Below are 19,132 nucleotides of genomic sequence, written 5' to 3'. Positions count from 1 at the left end.
CGGCTGCGTCGTTTCAGGCGGCCAGCATTTCCTTCGCGTGCTTGCGCGTGGTCGCGGTGATTTCCAGGCCGCCGAGCATCCGCGCGACTTCCTCGACGCGGCTCGCCCTGTCGAGTGAGATTACGCTGCTCACCGTGCCGCCTTGACCGTTGCCGGCTTTCGCCACCTGGAAATGGTGGTCGCCGCGCGCGGCGACTTGCGGCAAGTGGGTCACGCACAGCACCTGGCGTGCTTGCCCGAGCTGATGCAACAACCGCCCGACCACTTCGGCGACGCCGCCGCCGATGCCCGTATCCACTTCGTCGAAGATCAGCGTGGGTGTCGGGCTGGCCGCGCTGGCGATGACCGCGAGCGCGAGGCTGATACGCGCCAGTTCGCCGCCCGAGGCGACCTTGGCGAGCGGCCGCGGCGGCACGCCGGCGTGACCCGCGACGCGGAACTCGACCTGCTCCAAACCATGCGCGCCGCCTTCGGGTAGCGGCACCAGCGCGACTTCGAAGCTGCCGCCTTTCATCGACAGTTCCTGCATGCCGGTGGTGACCGCCGCGCCCAATGCGGTGCCGGCTTTCGCACGCGCCTTCGAGAGTTTCTTCGCCTCGGCCAGGTACGCTTCCTTGGCCTTCGCCTCTGCGGCGTGCAGGCTGTCAAGGTCGGCGGCGGCGTCGAGCGCGTCCAGTTGCGCGCGCCGCGCCTGATGTTCGTCGGGGAGCGTTTCCGGCTGCAGGCGGAATTTGCGCGCGGCCGAATGTAGCGCGTCGAGGCGCTTTTCGACTTGGGCGAGGCGCTCAGGATCGAGTTCGAGCTTTTGCGCGTAATGACTCAGCGAGTACGCCGCCTCCTGCAACTGGATTTCGGCGGGTTCGAGCGCGGCGAGGACGTCGTTCAGCGCAGGATCGATCTCGGCCAGGTTGCGCACCTTCGACACGATCGACGCAAGGTGGGTGATCATCGCCTCGTCGGACTCGGACAGCGCGCCTAGCGCGCCTTGCACGCCGTCGATCAGATTGGCCGAGTGCGACAAACGATGGTGCTCGGCGTTGACCTCTTCCCATTCGCCCGGTTGCGGCGCGAGCTTGTCCAGTTCGGTGAGCTGCCAAGCGAGGCGCTCGCGCTCCAGCTGCAACTCGCGGTCGCGGGTCCGCGCGTGCTCGACCGCCTGAACCCTCTCGCGCCACGTGCGCCACGCGCGCGTGACGGCGGCGGCGATGTCGGACAGACCCGCGTGGGTATCGAACAGTTCGCGTTGCGCGTCGGGGCGCATCAGCAACTGGTGCGCGTGCTGGCCGTGAATGTCCACCAGCATCTCGCCCACCTCGCGCAACTGCGCGAGTGTCGCCGCCGTGCCGTTGACGAACGCGCGCGAGCGGCCGTTGCCGTCCACCACGCGCCGCAGCATCACGGTGCCGCCATGCTCGTCGCTGTCGGCGGCCGCGCCGAGTGCCTGCTCGTCGAGCCATTGCTCGACCTGCGCATGGGTCTCGAACTCTGCGGTGATGTCGGCGCGGCTCTCGCCGGTGCGTACGACGCTCGCGTCGGCGCGCGCGCCGAGTGCGAGCGCCAGCGCGTCGATCAGGATCGACTTGCCGGCGCCGGTTTCGCCCGAGAAAACAGTAAAGCCGCTGTCGAATTCGAGGTCGAGCGCGGCGACGATGACGAAGTCGCGTATCGAGAGGTGGCGAAGCATGGAGGTCGTCTGATGAGCTTGAAATTCAGTTTCGGCAGCGGCGGTAGCTTGGGCCTTGGCGTTCCAGCGTGACTACGCCGCTCAGGGCTTGGGATCTTCTTCGTGCGACGGGTATTCGTTCCAATGCAGCTTCTTGCGCAACGTGGCGTAGTGGCTATAGCCGACCGGATGCAGCATCGGCACCGTATGACGTGAGCGGCGCACCTCGATCGTGTCGCTCAATTCGAGCGAGGTGAACGACTGCATGTCGAAATTGACGTTCACTTCGCGCCCGGAGACGATCTGGATGCTCACCTTCGAGTCGTCCGGCAGCACGATCGGCCGGTTCGACAGCGCGTGCGGCGCGATCGGCACGAGCACGATGCCCTGCAATTGCGGATGCAGGATCGGCCCCTGCGACGACAGCGCATAAGCGGTCGAGCCGGTCGGCGTGGCGACGATCAGGCCGTCCGAACGCTGGTTGTACATGAAGCGCCCGTCCACCGAGACGTGCAGCTCCGCCATCCCTGAAAAGCCGCTGCGGTTGACCACCACGTCGTTGAAGGCCAGCGCGTGGTAGATCGGATTGCCGTCGCGCATGATGCGCGCTTCGAGCAGCAGGCGTTCTTCGCGCTCGAAATTGCCGGACAGCATTTGCGGCACGATCTCGCGCATGTCGGAGATCGGGATGTCTGTAATGAAACCGAGCCGCCCATGGTTGATGCCGATGAGCGGCGTGCGGTACGGCGCAAGCTGACGGCCGATGCCGAGCATCGTGCCGTCGCCGCCCAGCACCACGGCGACGTCGGCACGCGCGCCGATCTCGGCGGGACGCAGCGCCGGATAGTCGGTGATGCCGATTTCCGCGGCGGTGTCCGCCTCGAACACGACTTCGAAGCCGCGTTTCGCGATGCACGAGGCGAGCGCGGTCAGCGGCTCGCCGATACCTGGCGTATTGTTGCGCCCGACGAGCGCGACGGTCTTGAACTGGCTGGTCACTTGCATGCCGGCATTACACCATAGGTGGGGCCTGAAAAGAACCGCAGACAGACCCGGTGGCGGGCCGGCATGGCGGGGCGCCGGCGCATGCCGCGATTATCGTTAGAATGGTGAAGCCTTGATGACATGCGCGCCGATTAAAGTGTGAGGGGGCGCCGCCGATCAGGCCGCGCCGACGCTGGCCGTAAGGAGCTTGCGAATTCCGGCGCAAGAGGGGCTCGGCGCGCTGCGCAGTGTCGCGCCAGAGGGCCGGCGGGACGCCGCCCCGGCAAGCAGCGGCGTATTCGTCGCGGGCAGGCGCCGTTAGCGCTCGCGGTAGTCGCGGCATTAAGCTAAAATTTTTCCTCATGCTAGATCCTCGCGCACAAACCCTCCTCAAAACGCTGATCGAGCGCTACATCGCCGAAGGTCAGCCGGTCGGCTCGCGCACGCTGTCACGATACTCGGGCCTCGAACTGAGCCCGGCAACGATCCGCAACGTGATGTCCGATCTCGAGGACCTGGGGCTCGTGATCAGTCCGCATACTTCCGCGGGCCGCATTCCCACGCCGCGTGGCTACCGTCTGTTCGTCGACACGATGCTCACAGTGGAGTCCGCCGCGGACGAAGAGGCGGTGATGCGTACCGTCAAGACTACGCTGCAGGCGGGCGAGCCGCAAAAGATCGTCGCGGCGGCGGCCAGCGTGCTGTCCAATCTGTCGCAGTTCGCCGGGGTGGTGCTCACGCCGCGGCGCAGCCACGTGTTCAAGCAGATCGAGTTCATGCGTTTGTCGGACAAACGCATCCTGCTCATCATCGTGACGCCCGAAGGCGACGTGCAGAATCGCATCATGGCGACCCAGCGCGATTTCTCGCCGTCGCAGCTGGTTGAAGCCTCCAATTACATCAACGCGCACTTCGCGGGCCTCTCGTTCGACGACGTGCGCCGCCGCCTGCGCGAGGAAATCGACGAACTGCGTGGCGACATGACCACGCTCATGCACGCGGCGGTCACGGCGAGCACGGACGAATCCGACACCGGCGAGACGGTGCTGATTTCCGGCGAGCGCAATCTGCTCGAAGTCGCCGACCTCTCGTCGGACATGGCGCGTCTGCGCAAGCTGTTCGATGTGTTCGACCAAAAGACCAGTCTCCTTCAATTGCTCGACGTGTCGAGTCACGCGGCCGGGGTGCAGATTTTTATCGGCGGCGAGTCGAACCTGGTGCCGATCGAAGAGATGAGCGTCGTCACCGCGCCCTACGAGGTGAACGGCAAGATCGTCGGCACGCTCGGCGTAATCGGGCCGACCCGCATGGCCTACAACCGTGTGATTCCAATTGTCGACATCACCGCGCGTCTGCTTTCGCTCACGCTGAGTCAGCAATAACCGCCTGCCCATCCCGCTGCGGCGAGCCGTGCTGGCAATGATGCATGAGCGCGCGCGGCTTGCCTATCGGCCGAACGGCCAGGGGCGTCCGGCGAACCGGGCCAGGGACCGCGCCGCTATAATGAATCTCCACTGAATCGACTCTCCGCGTAAAGCGGTGACTTCCGCTGCCTATGCGCTTCGACCTCGAGCGGCCTTCACAGAACGCCACCTCACATCGTGTCGCCGTGCTGCTGATCAATCTCGGCACACCCGACGCGCCGACGCCGCGCGCGGTGCGCCGCTATCTCGCGCAATTCCTGTCCGATCCACGGGTGGTCGAAATTCCGGCGCTGCTGTGGCAGATCATTTTGCGTGTGCTGATTTTGCCGTTTCGCGGACGCAGTTCCGCTAGGAAGTACGCGGCGGTGTGGATGCCCGAAGGCTCGCCGTTGCGCGTCTACACGGAAAAGCAGGTCGAGGGCTTGCGCCATTTGCTGCAATTGAATGACTACACGGTGCTGGTCGACTACGCGATGCGCTACGGCACGCCGGGCATTCCGGCCATGCTGAACCAGTTGAAGCTGGCCGGCGCCGAGCGCGTGCTGCTCGTGCCCATGTATCCGCAATACTCGTCGTCGACCACGGCCACGGCGTTCGACGACGCTTTCTCGGCCCTCAAGCGGATGCGCAATCAGCCGGAAATCCGCACGGTGCGCCAATACGCGGATCATCCCGCCTACATTGCCGCGCTGGCCGCCCAGGTGCATCACTATTGGCATCAGCACGGCCGGCCGGACTTCGCGGCGGGCGACAAGCTGGTGCTGAGCTTTCACGGTGTGCCCAAGCGCACGCTGGACCTGGGCGATCCGTACCACGAGCAATGCCAGCAGACCGCGGCGCTGTTGACTCAAGCGCTCGGGCTGACGCCGGTGGAATGCCGCGTCACCTTCCAGTCGCGCTTCGGCAAGGCCGAATGGCTGCAGCCGTACACGGCGCCTACGCTTGAGGAGCTGGGCGCGGCGGGTGTGCGCCGCGCCGACGTGTTCTGCCCTGGCTTTACCGCCGACTGCCTTGAAACGATCGAGGAAATCGGCATGGAAGTGCGGGACGTGTTCCTGCATGCGGGCGGCAAGGAGTTTCACCGCATCGCCTGCGTGAACGCGTCGCAACCGTGGATTGCGGCGCTCGGCGAGATCGTCGCGCAAAATCTCCAGGGCTGGCCGGTGCAGGCGGTGCCGGTGCCGCACCCCACAGGGGCAGGTTCATGAACTACAGGATTTCCACTGAAGCGGGCGCGAAGCTGCGCATCGACAAGTGGCTGTGGGCCGCGCGCTTCTTCAAGACGCGCTCGCTCGCGGCCGACGCGGTCGACAAAGGCCATGTGCGCATCGGCGGGGCCAGCGTCAAGCCGGCCAAGGACGTCCGGGTGGGCGACCTGGTCGAGATCGAGATCGAACGGGTCGTGTGGCAGGTGGAAGTGCTGGGCGTCTGCGACGTGCGTGGCCCCGCGAGCGTCGCGCAGACGCTCTATGCCGAGACCGCGCAAAGCAAGGTCAAGCGGCAGGTCGAGCAGGAGCGGCGCAGGACCTACCGCGAACCCGCCGCTGAAATGCACGGCCGCCCGACCAAGCGCGACCGGCGCATTATCGACAAATTTTCAGGTGGGAATTGAACAGTTGATGCACGCCGCCATACTCGGTCGTATGGTCATTGACCGCTCCGGACATGCAGATGGTCGTGGTGCCCGCAACCAGTACCAGTGCGACCACCCCGATTGCCAAGGTCAGTTTCACGGTACTCCCCCAAGGATGATTCGATTACTAAAACGGGCGAATCAGGTTGAATTGCAAATTTCGGTAAGCTTAACGTCAGATTAGGGTTAACGTGTCTTTTCCGATGCTTTATTGGAGCATAGGCCACTTGCTGGTCGCACTCAATCTCAATCTCATTGCGTCGCATTAATGGTTGTAACGGCACATTGCCACCGCTCGCCGATGGGGCGAAAAGAACGCGCGAATGCGCTTGAAAGGGAGGCTTGCGACCCCATCTGGCGTTTTGATATGCGGTCTGAGACGAGCCGCCTGTCGCGGTTTTGCAACGCATAATCGCGATATTTTTACGTAGCTCGCGCTACCGTTGATTTCTACCTTTTAACGACTTTCAGCGACATGGAAAACACGCAAGAGAACCCGACGAGCCAGAACCCCACGCCCGCCGACGAAACCGCGCGCCAGGCCGCCGAGGCCGCAGCGCCCCAGGATCCGGCTGTGAACGCCGCAGCGGATGCGCCGGCAAGCGCCGAGCAGGCTGCGCTGGCCGAAGCGCAGGCGAAGATCGCCGAGTTGCAGGAGAGCTTTTTGCGCGCTAAGGCCGAAACCGAGAACGTGCGCCGTCGTGCGCAGGAAGACGTCGCCAAGGCGCATAAGTTTGCGATCGAAAGTTTTGCGGAGCATCTGCTGCCGGTGGTCGACAGCCTCGAAGCGGCCGTTGCTCACTCGTCCGACGACCTGCAGAAGGTGCGCGAGGGCGTCGAGCTGACGCTGCGCCAATTGACCGGCGCATTGGAAAAGGGCCGCGTCGTCGCCTTGAATCCGGTTGGCGAGAAGTTCGACCCGCACCGCCATCAGGCCATTTCGATGGTGCCGGCCGATCAGGAGCCGAACACCGTCGTCGCCGTGCTGCAAAAAGGCTTCGTGATTGCCGATCGCGTGCTGCGTCCCGCACTCGTGACAGTCGCGGCGCCGAAGTAAAGCGGCACGGGGCTTCGCAAGCCTTTCTATCTGGTGTCTGCCGCGATGGCGAGCATCTCGGTCGGCCGACCGCTGAGGCTGGAGATGACTGCCCGTGGCGTTGTTCCGGATTCTCGACGGCTTCAACTGCGAGCTTGCCAGAAGGCGATGCTGGCGCAGCCGGACGCGATCCGCGCGGTCGGCCTCAAATGGTTTTACAGCAAGGTCCACGAGCATCGCGACCCGGGCAGGCGTTTCATGCTTCGTGGCGTGCGCACGTGGTTTTTCTTTTGCCGCGGCGAGTGGCCGGGCCGGGCATCCGGTCGGCACGGGCGAGGCAATTCGAGGCAGTGGTCGCAGCGGCCCGGGGAAAGGTCCGGCCCGCCGTTCCCACGGCCAGTGCGGCATGTTGATGGAACGAATTCGGGCAAAAGTTCGACCGATTGAAAAAAATAAAGACCGCATCGTAAAAGAGGTCTTGAAAACGATGCGGACGCACTTATGTTGAGTGCAGGCATGAATTGAGAGCGGATCGCCCCACAGCCGGATGGGCAAACAGGGCGATTCCCGCAGCGATCAAAGTTAGGAGATTAGAAAAATGGGCAAAATCATTGGCATCGACCTCGGCACGACCAACTCGTGCGTGGCGATCATGGAAGGCAACTCGGTCAAGGTGATCGAGAACTCGGAAGGTGCGCGCACCACGCCGTCGATCATCGCTTACATGGAAGACAGCGAGATTCTGGTCGGCGCGCCCGCGAAGCGTCAGTCGGTCACCAACCCGAAGAACACGCTGTACGCGGTCAAGCGCCTGATCGGCCGCCGCTTCGAAGAAAAAGAAGTGCAGAAGGACATCGGCCTGATGCCGTACAAGATCATCAAGGCCGACAACGGCGACGCATGGGTCGAAGTGCGCGATCAAAAGCTGGCGCCGCCGCAAATCTCCGCGGAAGTGCTGCGCAAGATGAAGAAGACCGCTGAAGACTACCTCGGCGAGCCGGTCACCGAAGCCGTGATTACGGTTCCCGCGTACTTCAACGACAGCCAGCGTCAGGCAACCAAGGACGCAGGCCGCATCGCCGGTCTGGAAGTGAAGCGGATCATCAACGAACCGACCGCAGCCGCGCTGGCATTCGGTCTGGACAAGGCCGAAAAGGGAGACCGCAAGATCGCGGTGTATGACCTGGGCGGCGGTACGTTCGACGTGTCGATCATCGAAATCGCTGATGTCGACGGTGAAATGCAGTTCGAAGTGCTGTCCACGAACGGCGATACGTTCCTCGGCGGCGAAGACTTCGACCAGCGCATCATCGATTACATCATCGGCGAGTTCAAAAAAGAGCAAGGCGTCGATCTGTCGAAGGACGTGCTCGCGCTGCAACGTCTGAAGGAATCGGCTGAAAAGGCGAAGATCGAACTGTCGTCAAGCCAGCAGACCGAAATCAACCTGCCTTACATCACCGCAGACGCATCGGGTCCGAAGCATTTGAACCTGAAAATTACGCGTGCGAAGCTGGAAGCGCTGGTTGAAGAGCTGATCGAACGCACGATCGAACCGTGCCGCGTGGCGATCAAGGACGCAGGCGTGAAGGTCGGCGAAATCGACGACGTGATTCTGGTCGGCGGTATGACCCGCATGCCGAAGGTGCAGGAAAAGGTCAAGGAGTTCTTCGGCAAGGATCCGCGCCGTGACGTGAACCCGGACGAAGCTGTGGCCGTGGGCGCCGCGATTCAAGGCCAGGTTCTGTCGGGCGACCGCAAGGACGTTCTGCTGCTCGACGTGACCCCGCTGTCGCTCGGCATCGAAACGCTCGGCGGCGTGATGACGAAGATGATCAACAAGAACACCACGATCCCGACCAAGCACGCTCAGGTCTACTCGACGGCTGACGACAATCAGAGCGCCGTGACGATCAAGGTGTTCCAGGGCGAACGCGAAATGGCAGCGGGCAACAAGCTGCTCGGCGAGTTCAACCTCGAAGGCATTCCGCCGGCACCGCGCGGCACGCCGCAGATCGAAGTGAGCTTCGACATCGACGCGAACGGCATTCTGCACGTCGGCGCGAAGGACAAGGCGACCGGTAAGGAAAACCGCATTACGATCAAGGCAAACTCGGGTCTGTCCGAAGCCGAAATCGAGAAGATGGTGAAGGACGCCGAAGCGAACGCGGAAGAAGATCACAAGCTGCGTGAGCTGGCCGATGCCCGCAACCAGGGCGACGCGCTGGTCCATAGCACGAAGAAGGCACTCACCGAATACGGCGACAAGCTGGAAGCGGGCGAGAAGGAAAAGATCGAAGCCGCGCTGAAGGACCTCGAAGAAACGCTGAAGAGCGGTTCGAGCGACAAGGCCGCGATCGAAGCCAAGATCGAAGTGGTGGCAACCGCCTCGCAGAAGATGGGCGAAAAGATGTACGCCGACATGCAGGCTGCGCAAGGTGCGGACGCCGCAGCAGCCGGCGCGGCAGGTGCGGGTGCATCGGCTGGTGGCGCGAGCCAGCAGCAGGACGATGTGGTCGACGCCGAGTTCAAGGAAGTGAAGAAGGACTAAAGCCAGGTCGCATTTCGACCGTAAAGCCGCGCACAGCAATGTGCGCGGCCGGGCTGCACAAGGAATTGCGTCCGCGCGGACGACCCACGTGCAAGAGCGGTTATCACGCCTGGCGAGCCTTTTGGGGCTCCCCGGGCACATTTGTTTTATGGAGGGCGTTGTTTTGAGCCGTGTCGAAGCGGGTGAAAACAGCGGCCGGACGAGTCGTGAGACTCCAGCATTCAAGAGGAGCCACAGCGTTGCATTGCGCGAGTGGCGTTGAACCGATATGGCGAAACGGGATTACTACGAGGTTCTGGGCGTCGCAAAGAACGCGAGCGACGACGAAATCAAGAAGGCTTATCGCAAGCTCGCGATGAAGCATCACCCCGACCGTAATCCGGGCAACAAGGATGCGGAAGAGCATTTCAAAGAGGTGAAGGAAGCCTACGAAATGCTGTCGGACTCGCAAAAGCGTGCCGCGTACGATCAGTACGGCCACGCGGGCGTCGATCCGAACATGGGCGCAGGCGGTGCGCAAGGATTCGGCGGGTTTGCCGACGCGTTCGGCGATATTTTCGGCGATATCTTCGGCCAGGCGGCTGGCGGCGCCGCGCGTGGCGGCGGTCGGGCCGGCCCGCAGGTGTACCGCGGCGCCGATCTGCGCTACAGCATGGAAATCACGCTGGAGCAGGCCGCTCACGGTTACGACACGCAGATTCGCGTGCCGAGCTGGGTCTCGTGCGAAGTCTGTCACGGCTCGGGCGCGAAGCCCGGCACCAAGCCGGAAACCTGCCCGACCTGCAGCGGCTCGGGTTCGGTGCGGATGTCGCAAGGTTTTTTCAGCATTCAGCAGACCTGCCCAAAGTGCCATGGCACCGGCACCTACATCCCCGACCCTTGCGGCCACTGCCACGGCGCGGGCAAGGTGAAGGAAACCAAGACGCTGGAAGTGAAGATTCCGGCGGGTATCGACGACGGCATGCGCATCCGCTCGGCCGGTAACGGCGAGCCGGGCATCAACGGCGGTCCGTCGGGCGATCTGTACGTCGAGATTCACATCAAGCAGCACTCGGTGTTCGAGCGCGATGGTGATGACCTTCATTGCCAGATGCCGATTCCGTTCACTAGGGCGGCGCTCGGCGGCGAAATCGAAGTGCCGACGCTCGCGGGACGCGCCAGCTTCACCGTGCCGGAAGGCACGCAATCGGGCAAGACGTTCCGTTTGCGTGGTAAGGGCATCAAAGGGCTGCGTTCGAGCATTGCGGGCGATCTGTACGTACACGTGCAAGTCGAAACACCGGTCAAGCTCAACGAAACCCAGCGCGACTTGCTGCAACAGTTCGAAAAGGCGCTGGTGGAAGGCGGTGCGCGACATAGCCCGCAAAGCAAGAGCTGGTTCGATCGGGTGAAGAGCTTCTTCGATTAATGGCAGTTTGAAGTTGGCGGTAAGCATGACGGCAGATGAACGCGGCGCAGTGTTCGCACTGCTCGATGATTGCGACGCGACGACGGCGCGCCGCTCAAGTCGTCTGTACACGGGTTTTGCGCGTGAACGGGTTTGCGCGAACGTCGCGCAGCTCGAAGCCGTGTGCGAGAGCGTCGTTGCCGATACGCGGGATGGTTTGCATGCCGTCGTGCTCGCCGACTATGAGTTTGGCCGGACGCTTGTTCTCGGCGAAGAGGTGGACAGGTCTCTGAAAACGCAGTGTGGCGACGCCACGCTGCGTTTTTTATTGTTCGAACGCTGCGACAGGCGTTCGCGCGAAGAGGTCGACGCGTGGCTCATGGCGCGCGACGGCAATGCGGCGCAGCCGTCGGTGGCGGGCACCGCCCATGTGCACGCGAGCGTCGATCGCGCGCAATTCGACGCGGCGATCGATGCGATTCACGCCGCCCTGCGCGCGGGTGATTCGTATCAGGTCAATTACACATACCGGCTCGGCTTCGACGTGTTCGGCTCGCCCACTGCGCTCTATCGGCGCTTGCGGGCTCGACAGCCGGTTCCGTTCGGCGCGTTCATCGCGTTGCCGGGCGGCAGCTGGGTGTTGTCATGCTCGCCGGAACTCTTCATTGAGAAGCAGGGCGCGAGGTTGCGCGCGCGGCCGATGAAAGGCACCGCGCCGCGCTCGGACGATCCGGCCGCCGACCGGCGTACGGCCGAGTTTCTCGGCAACGATCCAAAAAATCGCGCCGAAAACGTGATGATCGTCGATCTGTTGCGCAACGATCTGTCGCGGGTCGCGCAGACGGGCTCGGTCAAGGTGCCGGCGCTCTTTTCGGTCGAGCCTTATGCGTCGGTCTGGCAAATGACCTCGACGGTGGAGGCGGCGTTGCGGCCCGGCACGTCGTTCGCCGGCACCCTGCGCGCGCTGTTTCCGTGCGGCTCGATCACCGGCGCACCGAAGCACCGCACGATGCAGTTGATTGACGAGCTCGAGAGTACGCCGCGCGGTCTTTATACCGGGGCGATCGGGTGGCTCGATGCGCCATTGGAAGCCTCCACGAATGCCTCTGACGAGCATACTTTTGCCGCCGCCGCACCCATCGCGCCCGATTCCGTCTGCGGCGACTTCTGCCTGTCCGTCGCCATCCGGACACTAACGTTGAACCGGTCCGCGCAAACCGGCGCCTTGCAAGGGAAGATGGGTATCGGCGCGGGCATTGTCCTCGACAGCGTGGCTGCCGACGAATACGCGGAGTGTCGATTGAAAGCCAGATTCCTGACCGGCGCCGATCCGGGCTTTGAACTCTTCGAAACGATGTACGCGACGCGGGAAGACGGGGTGCGGCATCTCGCACGTCATCTTCAACGGCTTTCGTCGAGTGCCGCAGCGCTCGGCTTCAGGCTCGACGACATCGATGCAGTTCGCGCGCAAATCGCCGCAGAATGTGCTTCGCTGCCAGAGCACATGCCGCACCGCATGCGGCTCGCGCTGCGCAAGGACGGCACAGTGCAAATCACTGCTGCAGTCCTGACCCCGCTGACGGAATCAAGCGTCGGCGTGCTGCTCGGTCCTGACCACGCGTTTCTCGCAACCGAAGCCGGCGACCCGCTGCTGCACCACAAGACCACCCGCCGCGCCGATTATGACCGTGGCTGGCGCGAAGCTGAGGCAAAGGGGGCATTCGATACGCTGTTCTTCAACGAACGAGGCGAGTTGACCGAAGGCGGCCGGTCGAACGTATTTGTGAAGCTGGCAGGGCGCTGGTGGACGCCGCCGCTCGCGTCGGGCGTGCTGCCCGGCGTGATGCGAGGCGTATTGCTAGACGAGGCGTCGGGCCTGCAAGCGGCTGAAAAAGTCCTGACGCAGGCGGATCTGCTGAACGCCGAGGCGCTCCTGATCTGCAACGCGTTGCGTGGCGCGCTGGAGGCGCGCTTGGTCCGCTAGAACGCGGATCAAGCTGCGGTGTGAACGAGCGCCGCTCGCGTGCAAACAACATTCAAAAACAAACGAACAGCAGCGCGGCGGCGCCGACAGCTAAGCGCCGCCATCCATCAGAACGTATGCTCGAGCCCAGGAAACGAACCGTCCTTCACCGCACGCACATACGCTTCGACAGCCGCCAGAATGTTCGGCTGCCCCTCCATGAAGTCCTTCACGAAGCGCGGGCGCTTGCCGGGGAAAATCCCGAGCATGTCGTGCAGCACCAGCACCTGACCCGAGCAGTCGAGCCCCGCGCCGATGCCGATCGTCGGAATGCGCAACTGCTTCGTGACTTCGCTGGCGAGCTGCGTCGGAATCGCCTCCATCACGATCAGTTGTGCGCCGGCCGCCTGCATCGCGAGCGAGTCGCGCAGCAACTGGCTCGCACCCGCTTCGGTCTTGCCTTGCACCTTGAAGCCGCCGAACGCATGCACGGACTGCGGCGTAAGGCCGACGTGCGCACACACCGGAATCGAGCGCTCAACCAGAAAGCGCACTGTGTCCGCGAGCCATACTCCTCCTTCGAGCTTCACCATCTGCGCGCCGGCGCGCATCAGTTCCACCGAGCTGCGAAACGCGTCTTCCGGCGTGCCGTAGGTGCCGAACGGCAGATCGGCGACCACCAGCGCCGCCGGCCGCGCGCGCGCCACGCTGGCTGTGTGATACGCGATGTCGGTGAGCGACACCGGCAGCGTGGTCGTCTGGCCTTGCAGCACGTTGCCGAGCGAATCGCCGATCAACAGCACGTCGACGCCCGCGCGATCCAGTAGAGCGGCGAAGCTCGCGTCGTAACAGGTGAGCATCGCGATTCTTTCACCGGCGTCGCGCATCGCCTGCAGTTTCGGCACGGTGATCGCGTTCCGGCTCGCTTCCTGCAAATAGGTCATGGGTCAATCCATTGGAAAAAAGAGGGGCCGCGCCGCTCAGAGCGACGTGCCTTTGACGAAGAATTCCTTGCGGCCGCGCATGCTTTCGATGCGTTCGGCAAGCAGCGCAAGGTCCGCATCGGAATCGAGCGGATTCAGGTGTTCGGCGTTGACCGTCAGCACAGGCGTGCGGTCGTAGTGATAGAAGAATTCGTTGTACGCGTCGCACAGCGCGCGCAGATACGCGTCGGAAATCTGCAACTCCATCGGCACTGCGCGCTTCTGGATGCGCGCGAACAGCACTTCGGGGCTCGCCTGCAGATAGACCACGAAATCAGGCGTCGGCGCACTCACGTCGAGCCGCGCGGCGAGCGCGCGGTACAACTGCCACTCGTCATCCTGCAAGGTCAGACGCGCGAAGATGTCGTTCTTCTGCGTCATGAAATCGGCGATGAGCGGGGTGCCCGAGCCGTGCGCCGCGCTCACTTCCTGTGCCTGCTGCGCGCGCTGCAGTGCGAAGTGCAGTTGCGTAGGCAACGCAAAACGCGCGGTATCGCGATAAAAGCGTTCGAGAAAGGGATTGTCCTGCGGCCGTTCGAACAACTCCTGCATCGACCAGCGCTGTGCGAGCCGTCGCGCGAGCGACGTCTTGCCCACGCCAATCGGCCCCTCGATCGCGAGATACCCGAACGGTGGGCGCAGTTGCGGCGCGGTGACCGTGAGCGGCGGCGAGTTCATTCGCAGCGGCCTTTATCGGCGGTGGTGGCGCCCGTCAATGCATTGAGCATCGGACACTGACACGGGCCCTTCACTCTCTCGATGCGTTGATCGCTGACGCCGGCGAGCAGCGCATCAGCGCGGCCGTGTTGTGGAATGATCAGCGCCGCGTCGATTTCGACGAGCGGCACGAGCGCGAACGCGCGCTCGGTCAAACGGGGATGCGGCACGATCAGATCGGCTTCGTCGATCGATTGATCGCCATAAAGCAGGATGTCCAGATCGAGCGTGCGCGGCGCGTTGCGAAACGGCCGCTCGCGGCCGAACTGATGCTCGATCTTGTGGCACAGCGCGAGCAGATGCCGCACGGGGAGCGTCGTGTCCACCTTCACGACGCAGTTGAAATAGTCGTCACCGCCCGCGTCGATCGGGGCAGTGCGATACAGGCTCGACTTGGCGAGCACGGAGATGGTGTGCTGTTGTGCGAGGCACACCACTGCGTCTTTCAGGGTCTGGCGCGCGTCCCCGAGATTCGCGCCGAGGCCGAGATAAGCAACCGTCATGGCATAACTTCCTGCAACTATCGTTCGACGGCTTCAGCCAACGCCTGGTCAGTCGTCGTGCGAGCCGTCATGGCCCGCGTCGTTGTCCGTGCGTTCGGCTGGCGTGCCGCCCTCCATTCCGTCGCCCGGTTTGCGGTTTTTCGCGCCACTGCTGCGCCGCCGTCGTTTTCTGGGGCTTCGGTCCTTCCCGCCTTGCGTGAGCAATGCCTCGCGCGCGGCGATGTCTCCTTCGATGAACTCCGTCCACCACGCACCGACCGACTCATCGAGTTCGCCCGATTCGCAGCGCAACAGGAGGAAATCATACCCCGCTCTAAATCTTTGGTGTTCCAGCAGCTTCAGTGCGCTTCTTCCCGAGCGTTTTTCGAGGCGCAGCTGCAGGCCCCAGATTTCGCGCATATCCGACGAGAAGCGCTTGTGGATCGCGAGCTTCTCGGTTTGCATGTCGAGGACTTCGTCCATCGCGTGATGCAACGCGGGCACCGGATATTCGCCGTCCGCTTCGAATTTCTGCCAGCGCTGCTGCACGTCGTGCCACAGCAGCGTGGCGAACAGGAAGCCCGGCGACACCGGCTTGCCGGCGCGCACGCGCGCATCGGTATTGGAGAGCGCCAGCGTGATGAATTTCTCGCCGATGGGCTGTTCGAGCACCACGTCGAGGAGCGGCAACAGACCGTGATGCAGCCCTTCCTGGCGCAAGCGCTTCAGGCAGGCGAGCGCGTGACCGGACAGCATCAGCTTGAGCATCTCGTCAAAGAGACGCGCGGCGGGCACGTTGTTGATCAGATCGGCCATCTTGACGATCGGTGCGCGCGTGCTGTCTTCGATCTCGAACTCGAGCTTCGCGGCGAAACGCACCACGCGCAGCATGCGCACCGGATCTTCGCGATAGCGCGTGGCCGGGTCGCCGATCATGCGCAACAGACGCGCGCGCATGTCGGCCATGCCGTTGTGGTAGTCCAGCACGGTTTGCGTGGCCGGGTCGTAATACATCGCGTTGATCGTGAAGTCGCGGCGCGTGGCGTCTTCGTGCTGCTCGCCCCACACGTTGTCGCGCAGCACGCGGCCGCTCGCGTCCACTGCGTGGGTACGGCGGTCGAGCTCGTCGCGCTTGAGGCGGCGCGGCGGCGCCGCGTCCGCTGCGGGCGGATCGACCAGCGCACGAAACGTCGAGGTTTCGATGATCTCCTGGCCGAACTGCACGTGCACGATCTGAAACCGGCGGCCGATGATGCGCGCGCGGCGGAACAGCTTCTGCACCTGTTCGGGGGTGGCGTCGGTGGCGACGTCGAAGTCTTTCGGTTTGATGCCGAGCAGCAGATCGCGCACCGCACCGCCGACGATGAACGCGCGATGGCCCGCCTGCTGCAGACCTTCGGTCACGCGAATCGCGTTCCTCGAGATCAGCGCGGGATCGATGCCGTGCACGTCGTGCGGAATGATGACCGGCACGTCCGGATCGCGCACGGCCTTGACGGCCGCGCCAGGCGCGCGGATTGTTTTGCGGCGCGGTTTGGCCGCGCCTTCGGTGGCGGACTTCGTGCGCGCGGGAGCGCGGCCGGTTACGTCTGCTTCGGCTTCGGCGGCCAGGTTGCCGTCAGCGGGCGCCGGGTCCTGGCCGAATAGCTTGCGAATAAGTTTTTTGATCACGAGGGTTGAAAGAGTTCGAGGATGCGCCAGCCTTTGGCTTGCGCATGGGCGCGCAATGTGTCGTCCGGATTGGTCGCGATGGGGTCGGTGACTTTTTCGAGCAACGGGATGTCGTTGTGCGAATCGCTATAGAAATAGCTGTGCTCGAAGTCGCTCCAGGTTTTGCCGAGCGAGGCGAGCCACGCTTCGGTACGGACGATCTTGCCTTCCTTGTAGCTCGGCGTGCCGATGGGTCGGCCGGTGTACGGCGAATGCGGCTGGCCGTCGACGGTTTCCACCTCGCAGGCGATCAGCGTTTCGACGCCGAAGGCCTGCGCGATCGGGCGCGTGATGAATTCGTTGGTGGCCGTGACCACGCAGCAGAGGTCGCCGGCTTCACGGTGTTGCTTCACCAGCTCCAGCGCGACCGGAAAAATGGCCGGCGTGATGACTTCGTGCATGTACCGCGCGTGAATGTCGGCGAGTTGCGCGCGCGTGTATTTCGCGAGCGGCGTGAGCATGGCGATCAGATAGGCGTGAATGTCGAGCTTGCCGGCTTTGTAGTCGGCGAAAAAGCGGTCATTATCACGGGCGAAATTTTCGGCGTCGACCATACCTTGTTTCACCATGAAGCGGCCCCATTCGTGGTCGCTGTCGGTGGGGATGAGCGTGTGGTCGAGATCGAAGAGTGCGAGGTTAGCCATGGGGGCCTATTTTACTTGAAGCGGATGACGCGGCGTGCGAACCCGCCGACGAGCCGGGCGCGGCGCGCCGTTCGTCGGCGTCGGGCGACGCCAGCATGGTGCGCAGAAGCGGCAGCGTGACCGCGCGTTTCTGTTCGAGCGAGAAGCGGTCGAGTGCGTCGAGCAGCGCCATCAGGCTCGGCATGTCGCGGCGAAAATGCGTGAGCAGGTAGGCGGGCACGTCGTCGGCGAGCATGATGCCGCGCTCGCGCGCGGCGAGCTTGAGCACCGCCGCCTTGCCTTCGTCCGGCAGCGGCGCGAGATGGAAGACGAGGCCCCAGCCGAGGCGGGTGCGCAAATCCTCGCGCACGGTCATGCCGATCGGCGGAGCGTTGCCCGCGGCGACCAGCGCGCTGGTGGGATGGGCGCGCACTTCGTTGAACAGGTTGAACACGGCGATCTGCTGCGCGGCGGACAGCGCGTCGCAGTCGTCGATCGCGTAGAGCGCCACGCGCGGGTCGAAGCCGAACGCGGCCAGGCTGCTCTGCGGCCCGGCGAAGCGCGCATGCCCCGGCGGCGCTTCGTGCACGAGCGCCTGCAACAGATGCGTGCGGCCGCTGCCGGACTCGCCCCAGACATAGAAGGTGCGATCGGCGACCGGCCCGGCGGCGAGCGCGTTGTCGAGCTCACGCAGGCGCGTGACCAGCTCCGAGTTCGCGCCGGCGAAGAAATTGTCGAATGTCGATGGCGGCGGGGTGCCGAGATCGAGCGTCAGTTGACGAAGCACAGTAGGTGACTGCCGAAAATGAGGCTAAGGCCGTAGCGGCCCGGACCTCGGGCCCTGAAACGTCAGTAGGCGGTTAGTTGTTGTAAAGCGCACTGGCCAGATAGCTTTGCCGCAATTCGCGGATCGCCACCGACAGAATTGCGCTGACCGGCAACGCAAGCAACACGCCGAAAAAGCCGAACAGCTGACCGAACGCGAGCAGCGCGAAGATGACCGCGAGCGGGTGCAGCCCGATCCGTTCGCCGACGAGACGTGGCGTCAGATAAAAACTTTCGGCGATCTGCGCGAAGCCGTAAATCAGCGCGACCGCGCCGAAGCCATACCAGTCGCCGAATTGCAGCAGCGCCGCGAGCAGCGCCAGCACGAGCCCCGTCGCAAAACCAAGGTACGGGATGAACACCGCGAGCCCGGTAAAAATGCCGACCGGCAGCGCGATCTCGAAGCCGGCGAGGCTCAGCGCGACCGAGTAGTACACCGCCAGCACGGCCATCACCAGCAACTGGCCGCGCAGGTATTGCGACAGCATCTGGTCCATGTCGCGCGCGAGTTGCAGCGTCTTGTCGAGCCAGCGGCGCGGCACCATCATTTGCAGGCGCGCGAGCATGCGGTTCCAGTCGAACAGCAGATAGAACAGGACGAGCGGCACCAGCACGACGTTGCCGACCAGCGCCATCATCAGATTGCCGCTCGTGCGGATCGAGGTCCACGCGTACTGCGCGACCGTTTTCGCGCTGCCTTCGAGCTGCCCCATCACGAGGTCGCGGATGCTGGCGAAATCGAGCGAGTCGGCCAGACCCAGCATGGCCAGCTTGGGTTGCAGCCACGCGCTCACATGCGCGAAGAACACCGGCACCTGCTGCCGCAATTGCGGCCCTTCCTTCTGGACCACCGCGAGCACCAGCAGGAAGAGCATGGTCATCAGCAGCGTGAAGAACAGGATCATCAGCAGTGCCGCGAGGGCGCGCGGCACGCGCCGGCGCACCATCCACGCGACGCCCGGATGCAGGATGTACGCGAGGATCGCGCTCAGCAGGAACGGGGTGAGGACGGGACTCAACAGCCAGAGCAGAATGCCGATGCAGAGCGCGATCACCACCCAGATGAGGGCGCGGCGCTGAACGGGCGTCAGAATCGAGGAATTTTGTTGCAAAACGGGTTTTCCCAGGTGTAGTCGGAACCGGATGATCAA

Annotated in this window: 16 protein-coding genes and 1 pseudogene; 8 read left to right on the top strand and 9 right to left on the bottom strand. The window is 63.7% G+C overall.

Annotation, left to right across the window (positions count from 1 at the left end):
* Positions 1-13 precede the first annotated feature (13 nt).
* Together recN and HV770_RS07545 are read right to left on the bottom strand one after the other, a co-directional pair.
* Positions 14-1,684 carry a DNA repair protein RecN gene (gene recN, locus HV770_RS07550; RefSeq protein ID WP_175158799.1) on the bottom strand — a complete coding sequence of 557 codons (1,671 nt, stop codon included), beginning with the start codon at positions 1,682-1,684 and terminating at the stop codon, positions 14-16.
* 81 nt (positions 1,685-1,765) lie between these two features.
* Positions 1,766-2,668 (bottom strand): NAD kinase, encoded by a 903-nt coding sequence (locus tag HV770_RS07545; protein WP_175158798.1) that lies wholly within the window; start codon positions 2,666-2,668, stop codon positions 1,766-1,768.
* A gap of 341 nt (positions 2,669-3,009) precedes the next feature.
* Between HV770_RS07545 and hrcA the strand changes: the two genes are divergently transcribed.
* The 8 genes and pseudogenes from hrcA to pabB all read left to right on the top strand — a co-directional run bounded on the left by hrcA (position 3,010) and on the right by pabB (position 12,662).
* Positions 3,010-4,029 (top strand): heat-inducible transcriptional repressor HrcA, encoded by a 1,020-nt coding sequence (hrcA, locus tag HV770_RS07540; protein WP_120346113.1) that lies wholly within the window; start codon positions 3,010-3,012, stop codon positions 4,027-4,029.
* A gap of 173 nt (positions 4,030-4,202) precedes the next feature.
* Complete coding sequence (gene hemH, locus HV770_RS07535) at positions 4,203-5,279, top strand: ferrochelatase (protein ID WP_175158797.1); 1,077 nt, start codon at positions 4,203-4,205, stop codon at positions 5,277-5,279.
* On the top strand, positions 5,276-5,683 hold the full coding sequence (locus HV770_RS07530; protein WP_175158796.1) for an RNA-binding S4 domain-containing protein: 408 nt from the start codon (positions 5,276-5,278) through the stop codon (positions 5,681-5,683). Before hemH ends, HV770_RS07530 begins: the two co-directional genes overlap by 4 nt.
* Before the next feature lie 496 nt (positions 5,684-6,179).
* Positions 6,180-6,761: a nucleotide exchange factor GrpE gene (gene grpE / locus HV770_RS07525; RefSeq protein WP_175158795.1), complete on the top strand. Its 582-nt coding sequence runs from the start codon at positions 6,180-6,182 to the stop codon at positions 6,759-6,761.
* An 88-nt stretch (positions 6,762-6,849) separates the two neighbouring features.
* A pseudogene (locus HV770_RS38455) lies at positions 6,850-7,153 on the top strand (thioredoxin family protein); the annotation flags it as partial.
* Positions 7,154-7,338: 185 nt separating this feature from the next.
* Positions 7,339-9,291 carry a molecular chaperone DnaK gene (gene dnaK / locus HV770_RS07520; RefSeq protein WP_175158794.1) on the top strand — a complete coding sequence of 651 codons (1,953 nt, stop codon included), beginning with the start codon at positions 7,339-7,341 and terminating at the stop codon, positions 9,289-9,291.
* 268 nt (positions 9,292-9,559) lie between these two features.
* Entirely contained in the window at positions 9,560-10,699 is a 1,140-nt protein-coding gene (dnaJ, locus tag HV770_RS07515; RefSeq protein ID WP_175158793.1) for a molecular chaperone DnaJ, read from the top strand.
* Between the two features lie 25 nt (positions 10,700-10,724).
* Positions 10,725-12,662 (top strand): aminodeoxychorismate synthase component I, encoded by a 1,938-nt coding sequence (pabB, locus tag HV770_RS07510; protein ID WP_175158792.1) that lies wholly within the window; start codon positions 10,725-10,727, stop codon positions 12,660-12,662.
* Between the two features lie 107 nt (positions 12,663-12,769).
* Here pabB and panB read toward each other — a convergent pair whose 3' ends face one another.
* The 7 genes from panB to HV770_RS07475 all read right to left on the bottom strand — a co-directional run bounded on the left by panB (position 12,770) and on the right by HV770_RS07475 (position 19,093).
* Positions 12,770-13,585: a 3-methyl-2-oxobutanoate hydroxymethyltransferase gene (gene panB, locus HV770_RS07505; RefSeq protein ID WP_175158791.1), complete on the bottom strand. Its 816-nt coding sequence runs from the start codon at positions 13,583-13,585 to the stop codon at positions 12,770-12,772.
* A gap of 36 nt (positions 13,586-13,621) precedes the next feature.
* Entirely contained in the window at positions 13,622-14,302 is a 681-nt protein-coding gene (locus tag HV770_RS07500; RefSeq protein ID WP_175158790.1) for a deoxynucleoside kinase, read from the bottom strand.
* Entirely contained in the window at positions 14,299-14,844 is a 546-nt protein-coding gene (gene folK, locus HV770_RS07495; protein ID WP_175158789.1) for a 2-amino-4-hydroxy-6-hydroxymethyldihydropteridine diphosphokinase, read from the bottom strand. Before folK ends, HV770_RS07500 begins: the two co-directional genes overlap by 4 nt.
* 48 nt (positions 14,845-14,892) lie before the next feature.
* Positions 14,893-16,494, bottom strand: coding sequence for a polynucleotide adenylyltransferase PcnB (pcnB, locus tag HV770_RS07490; RefSeq protein ID WP_175158788.1), 1,602 nt, complete (start codon positions 16,492-16,494; stop codon positions 14,893-14,895).
* Positions 16,491-17,177 carry a histidinol-phosphatase gene (locus HV770_RS07485; RefSeq protein WP_175158787.1) on the bottom strand — a complete coding sequence of 229 codons (687 nt, stop codon included), beginning with the start codon at positions 17,175-17,177 and terminating at the stop codon, positions 16,491-16,493. The genes pcnB and HV770_RS07485 overlap by 4 nt, the downstream gene beginning before the upstream one ends.
* Positions 17,170-17,943 (bottom strand): DnaA regulatory inactivator Hda, encoded by a 774-nt coding sequence (gene hda, locus HV770_RS07480; protein WP_175158786.1) that lies wholly within the window; start codon positions 17,941-17,943, stop codon positions 17,170-17,172. Before hda ends, HV770_RS07485 begins: the two co-directional genes overlap by 8 nt.
* A 73-nt stretch (positions 17,944-18,016) precedes the next feature.
* Positions 18,017-19,093 (bottom strand): AI-2E family transporter, encoded by a 1,077-nt coding sequence (locus tag HV770_RS07475; RefSeq protein WP_175158785.1) that lies wholly within the window; start codon positions 19,091-19,093, stop codon positions 18,017-18,019.
* Positions 19,094-19,132: the final 39 nt, after the last annotated feature.

The organism is Paraburkholderia fynbosensis (assembly GCF_902859935.1).
Classification (GTDB): Bacteria; Pseudomonadota; Gammaproteobacteria; order Burkholderiales; family Burkholderiaceae; genus Paraburkholderia; species Paraburkholderia fynbosensis.
This window is presented reverse-complemented; position numbering and strand designations above follow the sequence as displayed.